Source organism: Lentzea atacamensis (genome assembly GCF_003269295.1).
In the GTDB taxonomy this organism is placed as follows: Bacteria; Actinomycetota; Actinomycetes; order Mycobacteriales; family Pseudonocardiaceae; genus Lentzea; species Lentzea atacamensis.
In genome coordinates this window covers 203,367-220,395 of sequence record NZ_QLTT01000003.1, presented here as the reverse complement: position 1 = coordinate 220,395, position 17,029 = coordinate 203,367, and the positions used below count along the sequence as shown (strand labels likewise).

10 protein-coding genes are annotated in these 17,029 nt (G+C 68.4%); 4 read left to right on the top strand and 6 right to left on the bottom strand.

Translation table 11 applies throughout. The features are described from left to right. Positions 1-9: 9 nt before the first annotated feature. Both C8D87_RS15840 and C8D87_RS15835 read right to left on the bottom strand, forming a co-directional pair. Positions 10-10,395, bottom strand: a complete 10,386-nt coding sequence (locus tag C8D87_RS15840; RefSeq protein ID WP_112227228.1) for a calcium-binding protein — start codon at positions 10,393-10,395, stop codon at positions 10-12. Positions 10,396-10,616: 221 nt separating this feature from the next. Next, entirely contained in the window at positions 10,617-11,549 is a 933-nt protein-coding gene (locus C8D87_RS15835; protein ID WP_112227227.1) for a D-2-hydroxyacid dehydrogenase family protein, read from the bottom strand. A 25-nt stretch (positions 11,550-11,574) separates the two neighbouring features. Here C8D87_RS15835 and C8D87_RS15830 point away from each other — a divergent pair, with 25 nt between their 5' ends. Continuing rightward, complete coding sequence (locus C8D87_RS15830; protein ID WP_112227226.1) at positions 11,575-12,036, top strand: DUF3291 domain-containing protein; 462 nt, start codon at positions 11,575-11,577, stop codon at positions 12,034-12,036. Here C8D87_RS15830 and C8D87_RS15825 read toward each other — a convergent pair. Then, positions 11,990-12,553 (bottom strand): TetR/AcrR family transcriptional regulator, encoded by a 564-nt coding sequence (locus C8D87_RS15825; protein ID WP_112227225.1) that lies wholly within the window; start codon positions 12,551-12,553, stop codon positions 11,990-11,992. The two genes, C8D87_RS15830 and C8D87_RS15825, sit on opposite strands and share 47 nt — an antisense overlap. A 53-nt stretch (positions 12,554-12,606) precedes the next feature. On the opposite strand from C8D87_RS15825, the gene C8D87_RS15820 reads away from it, so the two are divergent. Further along, complete coding sequence (locus C8D87_RS15820; protein ID WP_146771721.1) at positions 12,607-13,008, top strand: hypothetical protein; 402 nt, start codon at positions 12,607-12,609, stop codon at positions 13,006-13,008. Here C8D87_RS15820 and C8D87_RS15815 read toward each other — a convergent pair. Continuing rightward, positions 12,989-14,119, bottom strand: a complete 1,131-nt coding sequence (locus tag C8D87_RS15815) for a lipase family protein (protein ID WP_109638069.1) — start codon at positions 14,117-14,119, stop codon at positions 12,989-12,991. The genes C8D87_RS15820 and C8D87_RS15815 overlap by 20 nt on opposite strands. A 169-nt stretch (positions 14,120-14,288) precedes the next feature. Here C8D87_RS15815 and C8D87_RS15810 point away from each other — a divergent pair, with 169 nt between their 5' ends. Further along, entirely contained in the window at positions 14,289-14,633 is a 345-nt protein-coding gene (locus C8D87_RS15810) for a hypothetical protein (RefSeq protein ID WP_112227223.1), read from the top strand. Continuing rightward, positions 14,633-15,355, top strand: a complete 723-nt coding sequence (locus C8D87_RS15805) for a helix-turn-helix domain-containing protein (RefSeq protein WP_112227222.1) — start codon at positions 14,633-14,635, stop codon at positions 15,353-15,355. Before C8D87_RS15810 ends, C8D87_RS15805 begins: the two co-directional genes overlap by 1 nt. 11 nt (positions 15,356-15,366) lie before the next feature. Here the strand turns inward: C8D87_RS15805 and C8D87_RS15800 are convergent, their stop codons facing one another. Both C8D87_RS15800 and C8D87_RS15795 read right to left on the bottom strand, forming a co-directional pair. Next, the gene (locus C8D87_RS15800; protein WP_112227677.1) at positions 15,367-16,464 is read right to left on the bottom strand and encodes a calcium:cation antiporter; all 1,098 of its coding nucleotides are present in this window, start codon (positions 16,462-16,464) and stop codon (positions 15,367-15,369) included. A gap of 129 nt (positions 16,465-16,593) precedes the next feature. Next, positions 16,594-16,986: an SSI family serine proteinase inhibitor gene (locus C8D87_RS15795; RefSeq protein WP_112227221.1), complete on the bottom strand. Its 393-nt coding sequence runs from the start codon at positions 16,984-16,986 to the stop codon at positions 16,594-16,596. Positions 16,987-17,029: the final 43 nt, after the last annotated feature.

The window sequence follows — 17,029 nt, the reverse complement described above, 5'->3', positions numbered from 1 at the left end:
CAGCTCCTTTCAGTCCGTGCAGGACACCGGTGAGTCGAAGTGTCCGGGTGTCGTGGGATAGGCGGGGCCGACGCCGTGGGCGTTGTTGTCGGCCGGGTACACCAGGGCGAGCTCGCGATACGCCGACGTGCCGCTGGTGAGAGCGTCGCTGACGGTCTGGCCGGCGCCGGAGCCCCAGGCCAGCTTCTGCAGGAACGTCTCCATGCCCGGGCTGCGCTGACGGATGTCGTTGTAGCCGCCGTACGAGGCCGGGCAGTGCGTGTAGAGGTTGTACGCGCCTGCCCAGTCGATCAGGCGGTCGCCGGGGTTGGGGCCGTTCTGCGCGCGGTCGGCCTGCAGGACGTCGCGGTCCCAGCCGCCGTAGATCCAGTCGGTGCCGTCGTGGTGCTGGTTGTCGGCGAGAGTCGAGGGCACCGCCGGGTTGTCGTTGGTCTTCTCGGTCATCTCGAACCACAGGCACGGGTCGATCGCGCCGTCGCCGAGCGTCAGCGGCCACAGGCCCGGCGCGCAGTTGCCGGGGTAGGAGCCGCGCGGGTTGAAGTCGAGGACGTCGGAACCGAGCGCACCCTGCTGCGAGGCGGCGGAAGTGCCGCCGACGCCGCCGAAGGTGTGGTCGACGAACCTGTCGTTCGTGCCACGTGAGGAGGCGTCGAACGTGCCGTTGACCAGGCAGTCCGGGGTGGCCGCGTTGACCACCTGGTCGCAGCCCTTGCCGCCCCACAGGACGTCCGCTCCGTCGCCGCCGAACGTCTGGTCGCCGCCGCTGTCGGCGTTGACCAGGTCGTCGCCGAAGCCGGCGTGGATGTTGTCGTTGCCCTGACCACCGCGCATGCGGTCGTTGCCGCCCTCGGTGATGCCGTCGTGCGGCATGGCCGGTGCGGTCGGACCGCCGACGAACTGGTCGCCGTTGACGTCGTGCAGCAGGTCCACGCGACGGTCGTAGGAGTCGGCACGGAAGCCCGTGTAGTTCTCCTGCGGCACCGAGTTGAGCTGCACGGTGAAGCCGCGCGCGGCCACGTCGTTGGCGTTCATGTACTCGTTGACCACGCCACCGCGGTCGCCGAGCATCGCGTCCTCGCCGTCGCCGCCGAACATCACGTCGTCGCCGAGCTCGCCGTACATGTCGTCATCGCCGTTCTGGCCGTGCATGGTGTCGTTGCCGTCCTGGCCCCACATGCCGTCGTTGCCGTCGTCGCCGTACATCGTGTCGTTGCCGAACGCGCCGCCAGGTTCACACGTGGCCTGCGCGGTCGTGCAGAAGCGAGTCGACGGACCGATGTCGGCGATGCGCGACACCGTTGCGTTCGAAGGCACCGCACCGGACTTGTAGCGCTCGGCGTAGACCTGCTCGGTCATCGACCCCGGCTGGCCCTGGAGCGTGCGCTTCAAGGAGCCGTTGTCACCGAGCTGGACGTCGTCCTCGCCGTTGCCCTCGAACGCGTCGCCACCGTCGCGGAAGCCCTGGATGGTGCTGCCGCCGATCATGTCGTCCTGACCGTCGGGAGCGGTGCCCACCAGCTGGTCGGGGCCGCTCGGGCTGCCCGGCCAGTCCGCGTCGTTCAACGGGACCACGGTGGTTTCCGAGGACGGGGAGCCGAGCCCTCGGTCGCCGCGCAGCACGTCGCCGCCGCCGTTGCCTTCCAGGTAGTCGGCGTTGCCGTCGCCGGCGAGGAAGTCCCCGCCGTCCTGGCCCCACAGCACGTCCACGCCGGAGCCACCGGACATCCGGTCGTCCCCGAACCGGTCGGCCGGACCGGCCTGCAGGTCGTAGCGCTGCACGATCCGTTGCGCCATCGGGTTTCCACCGGACGGGGCGAGCCTGATCGTCGCCCGCGTCGGGGTCTCCCCCTGCGCCGGCCGCAGCACGATGCCGTTGTCGCCGATGGCGACGTCGTTGCCCGGCCCGCCGAACACCGCGTCCGACGCGTCGAGCTGACCGGTCGTCGTGTCACCGGCACCGGACAGCGAGGTGCTGCTGCCGCCGACGAGGTCGTCGTCGCCGTCGTTGCCCTCGATCCAGTCGACGCCCTGCGAACCCTCGACGTAGTCGTCGGAACCGTTGCCCTTCAAGCGGTCGGGACCGGCCTGGCCGAAGATCACGTCGTTGGCGTCGTCGCCGTCGACCTCGTCCGGGCCGGACGAACCGGCGTGCGGGGTGAGGCCGAGGTCGTACAGGGAGATCGCGCGTGCGGTCAGGCCGCGTTCCTGCACGACCCGGTGCGGTGTCCCGCCGCGCACCAGCGCGCCGTTGTCACCGAGCACCACGTCCTGGTCGTTGTTGCCGTGGATGACGTCGCCGGTGTCCGGCTGGCCGGTGCCGGGGGTCTCCTCGGTCGACGAACCGCCGACCAGGTCGTCCTGACCGTCGTTGCCGTCGAGCTTGTCGCGCGCCGGGCCACCCTCGGCGTAGTCGTCGGAACCGTCACCGGTGATGGTGTCCTCACCGTTCTGGCCGAAGATCACGTCGGACTCGTTGCCGCCGCTGATCTTGTCGCCACCGGAGGTGCCGTCGGCGGGCGTGTAACCGAGGTCGAGCAGCTCGACCTTGTGCGCCTTGGCGAACTGCCTGCCGAGCGTCACCGGCGTGGCCTGCGCACCGTCCACGAGGGACAGCACCGCGTTGTCGCCTGCGATCAGGTCGGCGTCCGAGTCACCGAACAGGCTGTCACCCGTGTCCGGGCGACCGACCTTGTGCCCGTCCACAGTGGACGCCACCTCGGCGCTGCCGCCGATGATCCGGTCCTCGCCGCCGTCACCGTGCACGACGTCGTCGGCGTTGTTGCCCTCCAGGTAGTCGTCCTTCGGGCCACCGGACATCTCGTCGTGCGCGAGACCGCCGAACTCCCGGTCCTCGCCGTCACCACCGAAGACGAAGTCCGCGCCACCAGCGGCGGCGTTCACGCCGTCGAGGTCGAACGGTCCATCCACGCCGTTGTCACCGATGACGATGTCGTTGCCCGCGTCGCCGTACAGGAAGTCGCCGACATCCGGCTCCCCCGCCTTGCGCGTACCGCCGATGACGCGGTCGTTGTCCGCACCACCGAACGCGCGGTCGACGCCGTTGTTGCCCTCGATGACGTCGTCCTGAGTGCCGCCGTACAAGGTGTCGTCGTCGTTGTTGCCGTAGATGTTGTCGACGCCCGCGTCGCCGTAGGCCACGTCCTTGCCACCACCGCCGTAGATGGTGTCGTCGTCGTTGCCGCCGCCGAGCACGTCGTCACCGAGCTGACCGCACACGCGGTCCTTGCCGGACTTGGCGTCCACGTTGTCCGCGGCACCGCCGGCGGCGACGATCTCCACCCCGGTGCCACCGGAGATCAGATCGCGGCCGTCCTGGTTGTCCTCCGGCTCGGCGGGCGGCATCGACACGGGGTTGTCACTCGGCGGCGTGCACGGGTTCGCGTGCTTGTCACCGAAGATCTCCGCGCCGCCGTCACCACCGATGACGTGGTCGTTGCCGTAGCCACCGACGAGCAGCTTCGACGACGGCGTGACGCCGGCCGGCAGCACGCGGTGCTTGACGTCGCGGATCGGCCCGAAGACACCGCTGCCGGCCACGTCGCCCACGTCCGACGGTTCCGCGATGACGTAGTCGTCGTGCGGGCCGCCGTACACCTTGTCCTTGCCGTAGCCACCGGTCAGCACGTCGTTGTTGCCGCCACCGCGGATGTCGTCGACCTGCTCCTTCAACGAGTGGCCGGTCACGAAGTCCACGCCCTGGCTGCCGTACACGGTGTCCGAACCCGTGCCGGTGTCCACGACGTTGATCGCGTCCTTGTTGTTGTCGCCGTTGAAGCCCTTGTCGGCAGGGCCGTGCTCGTCGACGCCGGTCTGCACCTCGGTACCGGTGTAGATCGTGTCGCCCCCGGAACCACCGGAGATCCGGTCGCTGCCGGTGCCGCCGATGATCACGTTGGCCTGCGCGACGAGGTGCGCCGGCGGGTTGACCTTGCCTTCCGCGAGCGGGCTGTCGGAGGCGATGCCGATGTTGTCGTCGTCGGCGCCGCCGTCGATCCGGTTCTTGCCCAGCCCGGCCGCGATCCGGTCCTTGCCGGGACCACCGCTGACGGTGTCGTCAGCACCGCCGACGGTGATCACGTCGTCGCCGTCGCCACCGGTCACGGTCGCGGTTCCCTTGCCGCCGAACGCGGCGGCGAGGTCGCCGGTCGTGATCTGGTCCTTGCCGGGACCGCCGTTCACCACGGACTTGCCGATGCCGGTCTTGACCGAGTCGTCGCCGGAACCACCGGTGACCTCGACCTCCTTGTCGAACGGCTTGGCCTCGGCCTTGGCGTCGTTCGCGGCACCGCTCTTGTCGCCGTCACCCTGGAACACGATGATCCGCTTCCCGGTGTCACCGGTGGCGTTTCCGAGGACCTTGGTCAGGTTCGGGTCGCGGAACTCCTCGCGGAAGCCCAGCGCGCTCACGGCGAAGCCGTCGAACCCGCCGCCGTCCTTGACGAGCTGGGTGATCGTCCACTTCTCCTCGTTGTTGTTGGCGGTCCACGCCGAGTGGCCGCGCTTGCCGATGTCGCCGTTGCCCATGTGCAGCACCAGCGTTGAACCGCTCTTGTGCGCGAGCACTGGTGGTGGCGGTGAGCAGTCGGGTTTCACGGAGAAGTCGAGCAGCGTGATGTCGGCCAGCGTGAAGTCGAACGAGACGCTGAAGATCGAGAACCCGAGCGTGATGTACACCTTCAGGAACAGGCTCAGCCGTCCGTCCATGTTGAACAGGCACATCGGGTTGTTCAGCGCAACCTTGGAGAACTCGAAGAACCGGAACTTGCCGTCGTTGTTCGGGTCCGCCCAGGTGAGGTTGATCGTCAGCGCGACACCGCCCTTGATGCCGACCTCGATCAGCACCACGCTCACCGCCGCGCCCGCGGCCAGTTCACCCCGGAACGTCACGACCGGCAGCGGCTTGCCCGCGTCGTCGGTCGTCACCAGGTAGATCGAGTCCAGAATGGACGCGGCCTTGCCGGACTCGATCGCCTTGCGCAGCCCGAACGTGTCGAAGCCCGCGCGGAACCGCGCCTCGACCGACGCGCTGCCGGAGATCGTCACCAGCACCGGCGGCGGCGCGTACACCGGGCCGAACGACTGGCTGTAGGAGAAGCCGAGGCGCAACGGCCCGGAGTCGAACTTGATCAGGTCCACGTCCTGGCCCATGATCAGGCCGAAGAGCTTCGCCGGTTCCTTGAGGATCGGGAACGTGAAGCCTGCCTTGTTGCCCTCCTCGCCCTCGGACACGATCTTCGTGCCACCGGCGGACGCGTCGATCTTCGCCGCCAGGTCGCCTTGCGCGAGGTTCGGCACGATCAGCGAGGCCGCGTTGTCCGGCGAGTTCGTCGTGGTCTTCGCCTTGTCGCCGAGGACGGTGAAGCTGCCGATGTCGATCGCCCCGCCGTTCTGGGTGATCTTGCCGATCAGCTGGATCGCCCGCAGGACCTTGTCCACGAACTCGAGGTCCGGCCCGCCCGCGATGGTCGAGAACTCCTTCGCGATGGTGACGAGGTTGACGTCGCCGCCACCGACCGCGCGGGAGAGGTCGGACAGCACCGGGATCGGTGCGTAGAGCTGATCGAGGATCGGCTGGATGGGCTTGGTGAACAGGGCGATCTTCTCGACGATCGGCTTGAGCACCTCGCCGAGGAACTTGCCCGCGTTCAGCTGGATGTTGTTGAACGCGATCTCCGGTGTGCCGTCACCCGGCTTGCCGCCGAACGCGTTCCACTCCCACTTCAGGTGGAACCAGCCGTTGATGCCGGGCAGTGGTCCGGCGCTGACGTCGAAGTCCCAGTCGATGCCGACCTTGGCCTTCAGCGACACGCTCGCGACCTGGCCGATGTCGGCGAGGTCGGCCAGCGTGATCCGGTCGTCGTTGGCCGGTCCGCAGTTCTCGTAGCACGCCGCCTGCCCCTTCTTGTGCAGGTCGACGACGAACGTGCCGGCGAACAGGTCGGTCGCGCCGCCCGCGTGCTGCTTGAGGTTCACGTCGAGGAACGCGAGGCGTGCCTTCATCGCGTCGGGCAGCGTGAAGCTCAGCTTCACCCCGAGCTCGGGGTTCGGCCCGTCCTTCGTGGCCACGAAGAACCCGCTGCTCTTGTCGACGCCCACCTTGACGTGCAGGTGGTAGGCCAGCGCGGCCTTCATCTTCGGCGCGCCCTCCGCCGCCTTGAGCGACAGACCGGGAATGCCGATGTCGAGCGGGCTTTCCAGGGCCAGCGTTTCCTTGTCGCAGTCGTTGCCGAACACGTCGCCGTCGCACACGTCGAACGTGAACGTGGCACCGGTGATGTCCTGCAACGCCGCCGCTGCCGGGCAGTCCGTCAGCTTCGGGTTGGTCGTCTCCGGTGTGTACGCGGCACCGTTCGGCGTGTTCTTGTCGTCGAACAGGACGGCGTCCGCACCCAGGTCACCCTTGATCACGACCCAGTTGTTCGCGTTCGGGTCGGTCTTGCGGATGATCTTGTATCCGGTGGCGTACTGCGACTTCTTCCACTCGATGCGGTTGAAGTTGGTGTTGGTCAACGGATCCGCGCCGTCGGTGACCTCGGCGAGAGCCGGTGGCGCGTCCTTGCCCTGCGCCGTCGCGACGACGCCGTAGACGTGCTTCTTCGACCCGGTCGTGCCCTGGGCCGTCGCCTTCGCCTCGGTCGCGGGCTGAAGCGTGGCGTCACAGGTGAAGCCGACCGTGACCGCGCTGCCGACCGCGGGCTTGAGGTGGTCGTTGACCCACGTCTGCAGCTCACCGGTGTTGTTGACCCGGCCGCCGCCCGGCAGTTTCGCCATCGCCTCCTGGATCTTGGCGCGCAGCTGGCCGAACTTGTCGGCGCCCTGCTGGATGTCGTCGCCGACGAGCGGCAGCTTGCCGTCGAACGCGGCCGTGCGCAGCGCGCGTTCGATCATCGCGAGGTACTTCTCGATGCCGTCGCCGAACTGCGAGAAGTCCAGCAGCGCGTCGAGGATCTTCTGCCCGATGTCGGTCGGCATCTCGAACCGCTTCACGCCGCCCGGCAGGTCGGGGCTGAACGAGAACGCCTGGTCCAGATCGCTGACCTGACGCGGCAACCGGACGATGAACGAGTCACCAGGGCTGGACAGCTTGGTCCAGTTGACGTTGTCGGAGCTGACGAACACCGGCAGCACCGCGCACAGCGCGAGGTCGGTGCCCTGTGCGGGATCACCGGCGCACGTGACGGGCTGGTTGTCACCGTTGAGAGTCAGCGACACGCCCTTCACGAAGTCGCTCAGCGACACCGGGTTCTGCCCGCTGTAGCCGAGGTGCGCGTTGTAGTGCGCGTTCGCGACCGCCTTCTCGGTGCCCTTCGGGTTGCCGAGCGCGATCGACAGCGGCCCGACCGAGGACTTGACGACCCCGGTGATCCCGCCGTGCGCCGTGATGTCCACAGTGGAGTTCGGCAGCACCTTCAGCGCGCTCGCGTCGGCCGGCCCGTCGCCCGCCTGCAGCGGAAGCAGGAAACCGATCTTGGTGGAGCCGGTCAGCGCCAGGTTCGCGGTGGCCTCGCCCTCGGCGCCGACGAGCGAGCGAGCGGTGCCCTTGTCGTCGGTGAAGGAGAACCGGACCGGCTGTGAGGTCGCGACCTTCCGCTTCACGTCGATGTTCAGCACGATCGACGGCTTGGAGTCGACGATCTGGTGGGCGAACGAGATGCCGCTGTCCGCGGGCAGCGCGGCGTCCAGCTGCGCGACGAGGTCCTGCAGGTAGTCCGGCGGAGCGGCGGTCAGCCTGTCGACCGCGTCCTCCAGCGGGCTGCGGAACGCGTAGGCCGTGCCGTCGGAGGGCACCTGGCTCCACGGTTCTGCCAGCAGCACGCGGTTGTTCTGCGGGTCGGCGGCCACGATGACGGCGACCTGGGTGCCGACCAGCACGGCCCGGCCCTGCAGGTCCGCGCCGAACGCCTTGTCGCCGGTCCTCGTGTCGTCGCGGAGGAAGCCGACGCTCTTGCCGTTCAGCGTCGTGTTGCCGTACTTGCCCGATCCGGTGTCGGCGCTGCCGAGCAGCTCGGACAGCGACTTGCCGACGACCGGCAACGGCGTGGTCAGCGCGTTCTTGACCTTGCCGTCGCCCTCGACGGCCTGCAGCGAGCTGTTGAGGACCTGCAGCGCCTTGATGATCTGACCGAACATCGCGCGCGGGTTGTCCGGGTCGAAGTCGAACGCCTTGGCCTTGTCGAGCGCGTCGAGGCCGGTGAACTGGAGGTTCGCCGGGTCGGTGATGTCCGGCATGGTGACGCCGACCTCCACCGGTCCGCCGAAGAAGTCCTGGATGCCCGGCACGTCGAGCTTCACCGTGGCCGTGGCCTTGGCACCGACCGCGACGGTGAGCAGGTTCTCCGGTTCGAGCGCAGGCGTCTCGGGGTTGTCCACGACCTTCGCGAAGATCTGCGACAACGGCAGGTCGCCGTCGTTGTCACCGAGCTTCTTCAGGCTGATCGACAGCATGTCCGTCGAACCGTCCTTCGTGGACATGCTCAGGTCACCGGACAGGTGCACCTTGAGGTAGCCCACGCTGCCGTTGACGTCCACCTTGGTGTCGACCCGAGCGCTGGCCTTCAGCAGCTGGCCGCCGGTGCGCAGCAGGAACCGGTCCGGCGTGCGGGGCAGGGTCGAGACCAGGGTCGTGGTGCCGTCGGGGTTCTTGTCCGCGAACGGGCAGCCGGTGGTCGCGGCGTCGGGGTCGAGCGGCTTGCACGCGTCGCCCTTGATCGGGTCGCGCAGGTCGAGCACGAGCGTTGCCGTGGCCTCGTACGACGGCTTCACCGTCGCGGTGGCGTTCAACGCGTTGGCGCCCTTGAGGCCCTTGCTCGCGAAGGTGTCGCCGAAGGTGACCTGGCCGGTCATCGGATCCGGCGCGTTCACCTTGTACGGCGACTTGTCGGCCGGTTTTCCGCCCTGCCAGCCTTCTTCGAGCGTGATCTCGTCGGCGGTGTTGCTCTTCACGACACCCTGCGAGGTGCCGGCGGACACGATGCGCCCCTTGAAGGAGTCGACGATCCACGGCTTGGACTTGTTGATGTGCTTGAGGGTCGTGTCGGTGTAGCTGACGTTGTCGCCCTGGCCGGAGGTCAGCTCGGCGACGACGTCGAGCGGCTTGCCGTCGGCTGGCGCGTCCTCCTTCATGGTGAGCGTGAACTCGAGCTTCTTGACGTCGTCGCGGTAGTTCACGCCGGTCACGGAGAGCGGGGCGACGTTCAGCTTGGTGAAGAGCTCCTGGACCGAGCTGAACTTCGGCAGCCCGGCCTTCGCCGGGTCTTCCTCCGGCTTGAACACGTTGGCGTCGACGAACTTCGCGAGCGCGCTGCCCGCCTTGACCGCGTCGGCGACGGTGCCGCGCATGAACGGCAGGTTCACGTTGCCGACCGGGTCGGCCGTCGAGCCCCACTGGGCGCGCTGCACCGCGTCGATCGAGTTGACCAGGTGGCTCAGGCCTTCGAGCAGGTCACGCGGGCTGAGCGTGGTGAAGCGGTTGAGCTGGGCCAGGTCGGGACCGGTGACGGTGATCGACGGCGTGCCGCTCGCGATGTCCGGCCACTGCACGCCGACCGTGCCGGTGAGCCCGCCGACGTTCGCACCGGCGAGGGGCTGGGAGGTGAACTCGAGGCTCGCGTCGACCTTGCCGGCGGGAGCGCCGAGTCCGATGTGGAAGAGCCCGGCGGCAGCGCCCGGCTCGCTGATCTCGGTGAGCTTGCCGTCGCCGTTGGGGTCGTCGGCGGACGCGGTGATGTTCGCTTCGACCGTGAGGTGGCTGGCGCCCTTGTCCAGGTCGACGCCGAGGATGCCGAAGCCCGCGGTGGGGTTGGCGTCCGGGTCGAACTCGCCCTTGGCGCCGACGGTGAACTTCGGCGAGTCGCCGTCGCGCACGACCCAGAAGGAGTCGGTGGACTCCTGGTAGGCGAAGCGGAACTTGGCGTCGAGCGTGAACGTCACGTCCACAGCACCAGACGTGGTGAAGCTGACCGACGGGTCTGCGACGCTGATCGGCTGCTTGTCCGCGACCGTCGTGACGTGCAGCGTCGCGTCGACGCGTTTGATCCCGTTGGTGTCGCTGGTCTGCACGTTCAACGTGCCCGGCCGGTTGCCGCCGAGCTGGTAGGTGCCAGCGAGGTCGGGGAAGTTCTCCTTGTCCTTCAGCGGGTCGTGCACCGTCTTGGCCACGAGATCGCCGAAGCCGAGCGCCGCGCCGGGGCTCACGCCCAGCAGCGGCAGCGCCTCCCCCAGCTTGCCGACGCTCGCGAGCTGTTCGGAGAAGTCACCGAACGAGCTGATCCCGGCGAGGATCTTCTGCACGTCCTGCGCCTGGGCGACCGCCGGTGGGCTCACCGCCGCCAGCCCCCACAGCGCGAGCGCGCCGCTGGTCAGTACCGCCGTCATCCGCCGCCTGATGCTCCGCGAAGACCGCATGGCCTACCCGCCCTCTCGGCGTAAGGCCCCCGACGCCTCGTTGCCAGGTATCCGATGTGGAGTGACGCAGCGCACAGCTGTGCCGCCAAGCGAGAAGTCGCCCGTCCGGATGGCGTCGTTACCGCTCGAACAGCGGGCCGCCTGGCATTCACCCGTTCAGTCGCCGGGCGCTCTACTGGGAGTGGGTCCTGTTACGACAGTTCACGGACGGGCGTGCCACGGAGGAACGCGTGGATGTCCTCCACGGCTTCCGCGAAGTACGTCCGGTAGTTGGCCGCCGTGACATAGCCCAGGTGAGGCGTCGCCAGCACGTTCGGCAACGTCCTGAGCTCGTCGTTCAGCGGCAGCGGTTCGATCTCGAAGACGTCGAGGCCCGCGCCGGCGATCCGGCGCTCGCGCAACACCTCCAGCAGGGCCGCGTTGTCCACGATGGCCGCGCGCGAGGTGTTGACGAGGAACGCCGTCGGCTTCATCGCCGCGAGCGCGGCCGCGTCGACCAGGCCCCGGCTGCGGTCGCCGAGCACGAGGTGGATCGAGGCGAAGTCGGATTGCGCGAGCAGGTCGTGCAAGGAGGACGCGAGGCGCACACCTTCGGCGTCGGTGCGCTCGGCGGCGAGGTTCTGGCTCCACGCGACGACGTCCATGCCGAACGCCTTGCCGATGCGGCCGACGGCCCGGCCGAGGTTGCCGAAGCCGACCAGGCCGAGGGTGGCACCGGCGAGGTCGACGCCGACGGTGCTCTGCCACGGGCCACCGGCGTGGAAGGCCGCGTTCTCGGTGGCGATGTGCCGGGCGAGGCCGAGGATGAGCGCCCAGGTCAGCTCGGTCGGCGGGGTCTTCGCGCTGCCGGTGCCGCAGACCGTGACGCCGTGCTCGCGGGCGGCGGCCAGGTCGATCGAGGCGTTGCGCATGCCGCTGGTGACGAGCAGCCGGAGCTTCGGCAGCCTGGCGAACAACTCGGCGGGGAACGGGGTGCGTTCACGCATGATCACGACGCACTCGGCGTCGGCCAGGGCTTGCGCCGGGTCGTCGAGGTGGTCGCGCAGCACCGTCACGTCGAGGCCCGACCAGTCGGCGTTCGCGAGAGCGACGCCCTGGTAGTCGTCCAGCACCACACACCTCATGGGCTGATCATGTCAGAGTGGGGTCATGGGGGACTTCCACCTGGCACAGGCCAACATCACGACCGGGCGCTGGCCGTTCGACCACTGGAGGATGCGCGGGTTCGCGAGCAGAGTCGACTCGATCAACGACCTGGCCCAGCAGGCTCCCGGTTTCGTGTGGCGGCCGGCGTCGGAGCGGATGACGAACGACCTGCTGAGGCTGGGGCGCAATCCGATGCTGGAGGCGTTCAACCTCAGCGTGTGGGAGTCGATCGAGTCGTTGTGGGCCTTCACGTTCAGTGGCATCCACCTGGAGGCGGTGAAGCGCAGTGCGCAGTGGTTCGACCCGGCCACGGCCTTCGACGTGATGTGGTGGGTACCCGCCGGGCACCGGCCCACGACCGAAGAAGGGCTCGCGAAGCTCGACCTCGTGCGGCGGGAAGGCCCGACGCCGGACGGGTTCACGTTCCGGCGGAGGTATCCGGCGCCAGAGCCCCACGCACGATGATCTCCAGCAGCGGGCGGGGATCTATCTCCTCACTCCTCGCGAAGCGCTGCAGGAACATCCCCTGGAAGCACGCGCCGACGGTGTCCGACGCCGCGACAGGATCACGCGAGCCGAGGCGGGCGAGGGCGGGCACGAGCATCGCCGCCATCACGGCCCGGCCGCTCAGCAACGCCTGCCGGACTCGTTCGTTGGCCGCGGACTCCATCCACAGCACCATGCGCGCGGTGGTCGTGACCTCGTTGGGCCCGGTCATGAAGTCGTACAGCCGGCACAACGCGTCCACCAGTTCATCCGCCGACTCCGGTTTCAGCGCCGCCTCGACCACCGGGACCTCCCGGCGCAGCATCGCGTCCCCCACGCCGTCGAGCAGCGCGGCGCGGGTGCGGAAGTAGTTCGACGTCGATCCCTTCGGCAGCCCGGCCTTGTCGTCCACCCGCGCGTGCGTCAACCCGCGCAGCCCTTCGGTGCCGAGCAGTTCGATCGCCGCGGCGAGAGCACGGTCCCTGTTCGAGGTCACAACTTCACTATAGACGTAGTGACTTGACACTACGATCGTAGTACCGTCGGGTCATGACAGCGACAATCGCCCTGGTGGGGTGGATCCTCAACATCGTGGTCGGGCTGGTGCTGCTGGCGCGGCTGCTCAGAGCGCGAAGACGGATACCGGCCCTCGCCTACTACCACCTCGTCACGGCGTTCGTCGGGCTCGGCATCTGGATCGCCTTCATGGCCGCGGGTTCGCCCGTGCTGGCGTGGACCGGGTTCGCCGTGCTCACCCTGCACAACACCTTCGGGGACAAGCTGATGGTGAAGGGCTGGCGGAAGCGTCATCCCGGCGCGACCGGCAACGCCTACCTCCAGGCGGTGAAGTACACGGCGAAGAGGCCACTGACGATGGCGCACGCCATGCTCGCGCCAGTGGCCTGGTTCCCGGCTCTCGCCGCCGCCGTGATCAGCAGTTGGGGTGCGTGACCTTGCCGGCGAAGCGGTCGCCGAGCCAGTTCAGGGCGTTGGAGCCCCACGCGCTGACCGCGGCGATGTGCCCGAGCAGCGGCAGTGCGGTCCATTGCACGTCAGCACCTTGTGAACACCATTGCGATCGCAGTTTCTGCCCGACGCTGAACGGGATGAGCTCGTCGATCGTCCCGTGGTAGAGGTACACGGGCGCGGCGGGCTTGACCGAACCGAGCGCGTTCTCCGTCAACCTCTTCTGCCACAACGGATCCAGGATGACGTCCGGCCGCGTGGTCAGCGCGTTCAGCCGCGTGAACGGTGCCACCAAAGCGATTTCGGCGACGCACGAGTTGCGGATCTGGTCGATGACCTGCCGGCCACGGGCGTTCAGGACCTCGGCCAGCGGCAGTTCGGGATAGGCCGCGGCGTACCCGGCGGCTGCCGCGAACACAAGTCCGGAACCGGCGTTGCCGTCGTTGAACTTCGCGACCGCGTTCAGGTCGGCCGGCACCCCGCCGGCCGCGACACCGACGACGTTCAGCGCGGGCGCGTAGGACTTCCACTGCTCGGCGGCGGCCGACGCGGCCTGACCACCTTGTGAGTAACCGAAAACGCCGATGGGGGCGTTCACGGACAGACCAGGGATGTTGCTCGCCGCGCGTGCGACGTCCAGCAGTGCGCGACCTTCCGAGCGGGCCACGGCGTAGGTGTGATCCCCCGGCGTGCCAAGGCCTTCGTAGTCGGTGACCGCAACCGCCCAGCCGTTGAACATGGCCTGGGCGAGGAACGCGATCTCGACCTCGGTGCCGTTCTGCAGTTGCTGCGACGGCGCGCAACGGTCGGCCATGCCCTGCGTGCCCATCGCGTACGCCACGATCGGGCGCGGGCCGTTGGTCCACGGCAGCGGCGACACGAGGACCATGCCGGACACGACGTTGCCCGTGCCCGTCGCGGACGTCGAGCGGTAGCGGATTTCGTAGGCCTTCACAGGAGCGGGCAGCAACCGCAGGGGCTCCGGATGCCATGCCACCTCCCTGCTGCTGACCAGCTCGCCGGGAGCGGCGGCGGCAGCGGGTGTGACCAGGGCTGATAAGAGGAGAACGGCGGTGAGCAGGGTGCGGAGCTGCATCGGTGGGACCCCTTTGTGGTAACCGGCGTTACCGCAATGTAGGGCCGAACGTCGTAACGTGGCAATAGCACTTTCGGCTTTATGGATTCACACCAGGCCTTGGGGGAAGGCGAACACCCGGATAGCGCAGCCACGCTACGATTCACGCCAACGTCCCTACAGCGGCAGGGTGAGCGTGAATCCGTGGCTGCAGGCAGGTTTGTCCCTGCTCGTCGGCGTGCTGACTGCCACCGCCGCCCTGGTCGGTGTGCGGGTTTCGACGCGGGGCAACGATCGAGCGACGACGCAGCGTGAGCTCGCGGCCCGCAGGGAGGAGTGGTGGCGCCGGTTCGTGTGGGCGTCGGAGCTGGCCCTTGACCCGGCGCCGGTGAAACGAGTGGCAGGCCTGAAGCTGCTGGCGAAGCTGGCGCAGTCGGAGCTCGCGGCACGCGACGAGTGCCTGTTGCTCGACGTGTTCCAGGGCCGCGTGCTGGACGAGCTGCTCGAAGCCCTTGCCGAGCCGGAGCAAAGCTGATGGACATCACGGAGGAGCACGTCGCCGCCGCTCAGCTGCGCATGGTGCTGGACGAGAAACTCGGTCGGGCAACACCGGAATGGGTGCGCCGGATCGCTACGACGTCACCCGCCGGCAAGGCCGTGGCCAAGACCGCATCGGCGACGGTCCCGGGATCTGGCGACAGGGACGCGTCGGCCATCGGTCGCTATTTGGAGGCGATCACAAAACTGGCCGACACAGGCGTTGTACCGACCCGGACCAACGTGGCAGAGCGTGTAGGCGACACCGTTCCTGCCGCGAACACCCTGATCGTCCAACTGCAGCGCGACGGGCTCGTCGTCGACGACCCTGCGGCGGGCCTGCAGCTCACTGCGGTCGGGCAGCGTGCCAGGGTGGTCATCCCGAAGCCTCTTCCAGATCTGGAAATCACGTTGCCGGCCCTGACCGGCGGCGACGAGCTGAATGGTCTTGTTTTTGAGCTGACCAACCAGATGACCACGGAGTTCAGGAGCGAGGCAGAAGGCTACTGGCGCATGGTGCCTCTGGGAGACGCCGGGCTCCGCGTCATCGACCTTTCCCCCTCAGGCGTCGAAGTCGTGATGAGAGTCCTCAAGAGCTGGGTGTCGGAGAATCCGCACCAAGTGGTTCAGGTTCGCCGAGGCGAGCACGACGTCGAGCTGCGCGCCGGCCAGGAGAGCGATGCGGCCGCGCTCGCCGCCGCGCTCGTGCGGAACCACTGAGTCGGCCCCGCTCACGGGTTCACAGCCAGGAACAGGAACGCCGCCAGCAGCACCAGGTGCACGCCACCCTGCAGCCGCGTCGCGCGGCCCGGCACGACGGTCAGCACGCTGACCAGAACGGTGAGCAGCAGCAGAACCATCTGCATCGGACCGAGGCCGAGCAGCAACGGCCCGTCCAGCCACACCGTGGCGAGGGCGATCGTCGGGATCGTGAGGCCGATGCTCGCGATCGCCGAACCGTAGCCGAGGTTGAGGCTCGTCTGGATGCGGTCGCGCAACGCGGCCCGTGCGGCGGCGATCGTCTCGGGCAGCAGCACCAGCAGTGCGATGACGACACCGACGAACGACTGCGGGAAGCCGGCGGCTCGCACGCCGGCCTCGATCGCGGGCGACTCGATCTTGGCGAGGCCGACCACCGCGACCAGTGCGACGAGCAGCAGGCCGAGCGACGCCAGCGCGGCCTTCCCGGACGGCGCCTCGGCGTGCTCCTCGGTCTCGATCACGCCGTCCTCGGTGACGGGCAGGAAGAAGTCGCGGTGCCGGACGGTCTGGGTGAAGACGAACAGCGCGTACAGGGCCAGGGAGGCGAGGGCGGCGAACGCGAGCTGCGGGCCGGAGAACTCGGGGCCGGGCGTGCTCGTGGTGAACGTCGGCAGCACCAGCGTGAGGGTGGCGAGCGTGATCACCGTGGCGAGCGCGCCGCCGCTGCCTTCTGCGTTGAAGAGCGTGGTGCCGTGCTTGAGGGCGCCGAGCAGTAAAGCGATGCCGACGATGCCGTTCGTGGTGATCATGACGGCGGCGAACACGGTGTCGCGCGCGAGCGACGACGCCTCGGGCCCGCCGGACACCATCAGCGTGACGATCAGGGCCACCTCGATGATCGTGACCGCGACCGCGAGGACCAGCGATCCGAACGGTTCCCCCACCCGCAGTGCGACGACCTCGGCGTGGTGCACGGCGGCGAGCACCGTCGCGGCGAGCACGACGGCGACCAGCGCGACGAGCACCGGTGCGAGGTCACGCCCCCAAGCCAGCGCGAGCAGCAGCACGCCGAGCACGGGGGTGATGGTCGTCCAGGACAGCAGCGGGAAGCGTGAGATGGCGGCCATGATCACACCTTCGCACGTCGCGCAGGCGTTCCGCCATTCGGCTCATCAATGGTTTCGGGTGCGAAAAATGTGCAGCGGAGCGCCCCTGCCGCGCCCCGCTGCACATTATTTCCGATGCGTGCCCGATGTTTAGAAATCGAACACGGCACCGGTGTGCGCCTGCATGACGCACGAGTTCGGATAGGTCTGAACCTGCGAGACGGGCTCACCTCGCCAGAAGCCGAACATGGTCACCTCGACCGGCGCGTAGATGAACGTGCAGGCACGGCCGTCAGGCCCCATGGCCTGCAGGTCGGCGCCGACGGCCGACAGGGTGGCGCAAGCTCGGGCACCGAGAGGGTGCCGATCGCCTTGTTCGCAGGTCAGGAGGGTTGCCTTGAAGGCGTTACCCTCGACCTCTGAGTACTGCACCGTCAGCAACAGCGCGGTGCCCCGGTCTGCGGTGGGGGCGGCCTGCGCGGTGCCGGCGAAGGTGAAAAGTGACGCGAGCACTGCAACGATCGCAAAAAAGCGGCCGAACATGAAAGCGGTCCTCCTGAGACCTCACAAAAACGGGCCGGTTCTC